Below are 5,457 nucleotides of genomic sequence, written 5' to 3'. Positions count from 1 at the left end.
CAGGGTATTCCGTGAATTCAGGACCTGGAAATACTACAGGGGCGGAATGGCAGATGATATTTGGGTATACGATACCAAAACAGCGGCAACAGAAAATATAACCAACGATCCCGCCCAGGATATCTTTCCGATGTATCATAAAAACAGGATCTACTTTTTGAGCGACCGCGACCGCACCATGAACCTGTTTGAATATGACACGCAAACCAAGCAAACCAAAAAGATCACCAACTTCACCGGATACGACTGTAAGTTCCCTTCGCTTGGAAACGACGCGATCGCTTTTGAAAACGGCGGCTATATTTATCTCTATGACCTGAACAACGGCAAAACAGAAAAGCTGAATATTGCATTAGCGGAAGACTTTTCCTGGAGCCGCAGCAAACAGGTAGATGCTTCCAAATTCATGAACAGCTATAGCCTGTCGCCCGACGGTAAAAGAGCCGTATTCAGCGGCAGGGGCGATGTATTTACCGTACCGGAAAAAAATGGCGTTACCCGCAACCTTACCCACAGCAGCGGAGCGAACGACCGCAACGTTGACTGGAGCCCTGATGGCAAATGGATAAGCTTTATAAGCGATAAAACGGGAGAAGATGAACTGTACATCCAAAAACAGGACGGCACCGATAGCGCCCGCCGGTTGACCAAAGGTGGGGGCAGCTATAAATTTTACCCGGTCTGGAGTCCCGACAGCAAGCTGCTGTTGCTTGCCGACCGCAGCCAGGACCTGTATTATGTGGACATAACTACCGGCACCAAAACAATGATCACCCATTCAGACAACAGGGAGATAAGCGAGTATACCTGGGCGCCCGACAGCAAATGGATCGCTTATACCGAGCCGGGAAAAGCACGTCGCTTTGATGTGATCAGGCTGTATAACATCGAAAGCAAAAAGAACATTGCCGTTACCGATGACTGGTACAATAGCGGAAGACCTGCTTTCAGTCCCGATGGCAAACTGCTGTATTTTGTATCGGAACGTGATTTTAACCCGGTATACAGCAATACCGAATGGAACCATGCATATATAGACATGAGCAAACCTTATATGGTAAGGCTGTCGGCAGGAACCGCATCGCCTTTCAGGGTTGAAAACGATGAAGTAACCATAAAAGAAAACAACTCCAACACAGAAAAAACCGGTTCAAAAAAAGACAAGGATAAGGCTGCGAAAAAACCGGAAGCGCAAACCGATACGATCCCGGAAGTAAAAATAGACGAAGCGGGGTTAACAGACCGTATAGAAAGCCTGTCGGTAAAACCAGGCAATTATTACAACCTCACTGCCACCAATAAGGGCTTGTATTATGTTGCTGCATCTTTTCGCATGCCCGGATCATTGAGATTTTTTGATCTTGAGGATAAAAAGGAAACCGGGCTGGGTGATATCAACAACTATTCCATTAGCCAGGATCAGAAAAAAATCATTTTCAAAAAAGGAGATGATTATTTTATAGAAGATGTAAGCAGGATCAAGATCGAAGCAAAAAACAAGCTGGATCTGGCAGCATTGAAAATCAGCACCGATCTGCATGCAGAATGGAAACAGATATTTGATGAAAGCTGGCGGCAGATGCGGGATTACTTTTACGACCCCAATATGCATGGCCTGGACTGGAAAGCGATGCACGACAAGTATGCCGTGCTGCTTCCTTATGTGAATCACCGCAATGATCTTACCTATATCATTGGCGAAATGATCGGTGAGCTGAGCATCGGGCATGCTTATGTAAACAGCGGCGACAGGCCGGATGTGGAGCGCATAAAAATGGGGCTGCTCGGTGCAGCTTTCAGTCGCGATAAAAGCGGGTATTATGTCATAGATTCCATACTATCGGGTGAAAGCTGGGACAAAACCCTGGTATCGCCCCTGCGCCAGCCGGGCGTAAACGTACAGAAAGGTGATTACATTATTGCCATTAACGGAAAGGATGTGAGCAGGCTCGACAATATCTACCAGGCGCTTATCGGGAAAGCGAACCAAACGATCGAGATCCGGGTAAACAGCAAGCCTTCGGATACGGGTAGCCGTAAGGTATTTGTGAAACCTGTCGAAGATGAATCGAACCTGTATTACCATGAATGGGTACAGCAAAATATCGCCAAAGTAACCAAAGCTTCCGGCGGTAAAATAGGTTACCTGCATATACCGGATATGGGGCCGGAAGGGTTGAACCAGTTTGCCCGCTATTTTTACCCGCAGTTAGACAAGGAAGCGCTGATCATTGACGACCGCGGCAATGGCGGAGGCAATGTATCACCCATGATCATTGAACGGCTGCGGCGGGTACCGGGACTGGGCACCATGATGCGGAACAATAAAACAGCCGGCATAAAGCCGGATGCGCAGGTTGGCCCAAAAATTTGTTTGATCGACCAGTATTCGGCGTCCGATGGGGATCTGTTCCCTTACCAGTTCCGGTTTTATAAAATAGGACCACTGCTCGGTCAGCGTACATGGGGTGGCGTTGTAGGCATAAGAGGGTCGCTGCCTTTTATTGACGGCGCCGATATGCGCAAGCCCGAGTTCGCACACTTCGCGGCCGACGGCTCCAGGTTCATTATTGAGGGGGAAGGCGTTCATCCTGATATTGAGGTGGTCAATGACCCGCACCAGGAATGGCTTGGCAATGATGTGCAGCTTCAGCGGGCGATCGAAGAATTACAGCAAAAGCTGCAGGGGCCGGAGCCTAAAGGCGTGCCGCCGATACCGGCATTTCCCGATAAATCGGGGAAATAAGTGCAATCGAACAAATCAGGGGAATACAGGGGTTTGCTGTGTGCATGACAGGTAAAATTAAACCCGAAGCCATAAGCTCTAAATCCGAAGAATACAATAACAAACTAAAAAGCATAAACTTTAAAGATCCGGAGATGCGGTCGGCACGTGACGAAGGAGGGTCAGACCGCATCTGAACGCAAAGCACCAGGAGATAAATAACAAGAACCAAATCACAAGAACCAAACCTGTCCGCCGGGGCGGATAAAATTCAAATTACAAATTTCAAACAACCATAAATCATAAACCATAAACTATAAATAATATAATGCGTCAGGAGCTCTACTGACAATAGCATTATCTTCCGTACGCTAAATATTTAAAACTTAAAGCATCGGCTTTCAGGCCTTCACTATTCCCATTATCTGCAAATCTTATTTTTATCATCGCTGTCTTTCTCGGCGCTACTTTTCCATTGGAAAAATGGGTGTGGAAGACATAATAATGATTGCCCGCTTTGTCGCTTACAAGATCACCATGCCCCGATCCGTTCGATCCGGTAATGCTTTTACTGATGATGGGATTGCCGCTGTATTTTTTCCATGGGCCATAGGGGTTATCGGCAACCGCATATCCCACGGCATAATCCGGGTTACGGAAATCATTAGCGGAATAGAACATATAATAAACCTCGCCACGCCTGATAACGGTTGGTCCTTCGGTAACCGTCCATTTTACCTGCTGTGTATTTTCCCATGGCTGAGGGTCTTTTACGGCACTTATGCATTCCCGTAATGTACAGGGGATAATCCCTGACAGGTCACTTTTTAGCTCTGCCACAAATATCCGGTTGCCGTTTTGTAAACGCACATGGTACAGATAAAGCTTTCCATCGTCATCCTTAAACACAAAAGGATCAATTTGCTTAACGTTTGCATCTATCGCCTTCATCAGGGTTTGCCGAAAGGGGCCGGCAGGTTTATCGCTATGCGCTATTGCTATATGTTCGTTAGCCGTATAAGCCATATAATACCGGCCGTTATGCTGAAATACCTGCGGCGCCCAAAAACCCTTACTGCCAAATGACTCTCCCCTGCTCAATGCTCTTTTATCATCTTGTGTTTTTTCCCAGTGCTGCAAATCGCCTGAAACGGCTACATGAAAACCGGAGTCGGCATTAAAGCCATCCGTACCGTAGAGATAATATTTACCATCTTCATAAAAGATGGTTGGGTCGGCAAAGTATATTTGTTCTGTTGCGGGATGGATATCTTCTTTACCGGAATACAACAGCAATAGCAGTACATAATAAAAAACGGGATACATCAGCAATATGTTTTAATCATCGCCCGGAAGTGACATACTTTGCCTATGAGGCGAAGACGCCTCATAAAGCGAGGTCCGATCAATGATGAACAGAATAAATATCTTGCACAAACGCCGCCTGTATTAACTCTGCAATTCTATGGGATAGCAAACAGCGCTAATCAATGTTGAGCACTTGCAATATAGCCCAACCTATAGCCCACTGCTTGTCACCCTGACGAAGGAAGGGTCTGATCAATGATAAACAGAATAAAGACCTTGCACAAACGCTGCCTGTTGATTGTCTATTACAGCAGATCATTACGCTCTGCCATAAACATATATTACATCTTACCGGTCAGCTTTTTGATCAGGTCTGTTTCCGCTTTCCTGTAGGGCGTTCCATCCTTCCTGAATATATCATGGAACCATACTTTGGGTTCGCCTGTATATGCTTTTTTCCAACTGTCCCAGGGATAAATGGTCTGGCTTTTGCCATCTACCAATCCCCAGTTGTATGCGGCCACATTGTATTTTTTTGCAACAGGCAATGAGCCTTCAAAAGTGCTGTTGTTGCCACGGGCCATGTACTCCGTGCAAAGAATGGGCCGGCCATAGCGCTGCAGCTCTGCTATATTTTTTTCAAAGGAAGCAGCGTCGCTGTAATTGTGAAAAGAGATCACGTCAGACTCTTCCACCATCAGCGTTTCAATAGGCTTCAGCTTATCGGGAGCCGACCAGTCGCCTGCCCATAAGCCGGCCGTAAGCGGCTGCTGCGGATCAACGGAACGCGCCCATTCAAACGCCTGTTTCAATAAAACCAGTACAATATCCGCTTTGTTCGCCGGTTCCATTTTGCGGTAATATTCGTTGTTCATGTTCTCGGGCTCATTCCATACGTCCCAGCCCAGCACACGGTCGTCTGATGCAAATTTTCCTACCACTCCCTTAACATAAGCTTCCAGCCGCGGGTATTGCGTGCTGTCTAACAAAGCTTCCTTACCCGGGTTTTGCACCCAGCCCGAATTGTGAACACCGGGCTTGGGTTCCCGTTGTGTGCCCAGCTTAGGATAGGGATCCCAAACGGAATCAAACAATACAAAAAGCGGCTTAATATGATGCCCGGATGCGATCTGCAGGAACCGGTCCATACGTTGTAAAAAACCTTCAGCATCCTGCTGGTACAACAGGTCGTGCAGGTATACCCGTACCGTATTCATGCCCAGCGAGGCGGCCCAGCCCAACTCACGGTCAATAGTAGCCGTATCAAAGGTAGCTGCCTGCCACATTTCCAACTGGTTGATGGCAGTGCTGGGAATAAAATCACAACCTACCAGCCATCCCTGTTTGGCATACCAGTCATTGGACTGCTCCTTTGTCCAGATGTCTCTTCCCGTTTCGGCTACTACTGCTTCAGTGTCTGCTTT

The 5,457-nt window shown here is 47.2% G+C and carries 3 protein-coding genes; 1 reads left to right on the top strand and 2 read right to left on the bottom strand.

The features are described from left to right. On the top strand, window positions 1-2,746 hold a 2,746-nt coding region (locus PLH26_RS19900), incomplete at its 5' end, for a S41 family peptidase (RefSeq protein ID WP_324587772.1). Between the two features lie 336 nt (window positions 2,747-3,082). Here PLH26_RS19900 and PLH26_RS19895 read toward each other — a convergent pair. Then, window positions 3,083-4,051, bottom strand: a complete 969-nt coding sequence (locus PLH26_RS19895; RefSeq protein WP_324587771.1) for a glycoside hydrolase family 43 protein — start codon at window positions 4,049-4,051, stop codon at window positions 3,083-3,085. A gap of 323 nt (window positions 4,052-4,374) precedes the next feature. Next, on the bottom strand, window positions 4,375-5,457 hold a 1,083-nt coding region (locus PLH26_RS19890), incomplete at its 5' end, for a cellulase family glycosylhydrolase (protein ID WP_324587770.1).

Source organism: Agriterribacter sp. (assembly GCF_035444585.1).
GTDB lineage: Bacteria > Bacteroidota > Bacteroidia > Chitinophagales > Chitinophagaceae > Agriterribacter.
This window is presented reverse-complemented; position numbering and strand designations above follow the sequence as displayed.

What these genes read in the sequence shown, in the direction of transcription:
- PLH26_RS19895 (WP_324587771.1), bottom strand. Translation starts at nt 4,051, where the DNA reads ATGTATCCCGTTTTTTATTATGTACTGCTATTGCTGTTGTATTCCGGT.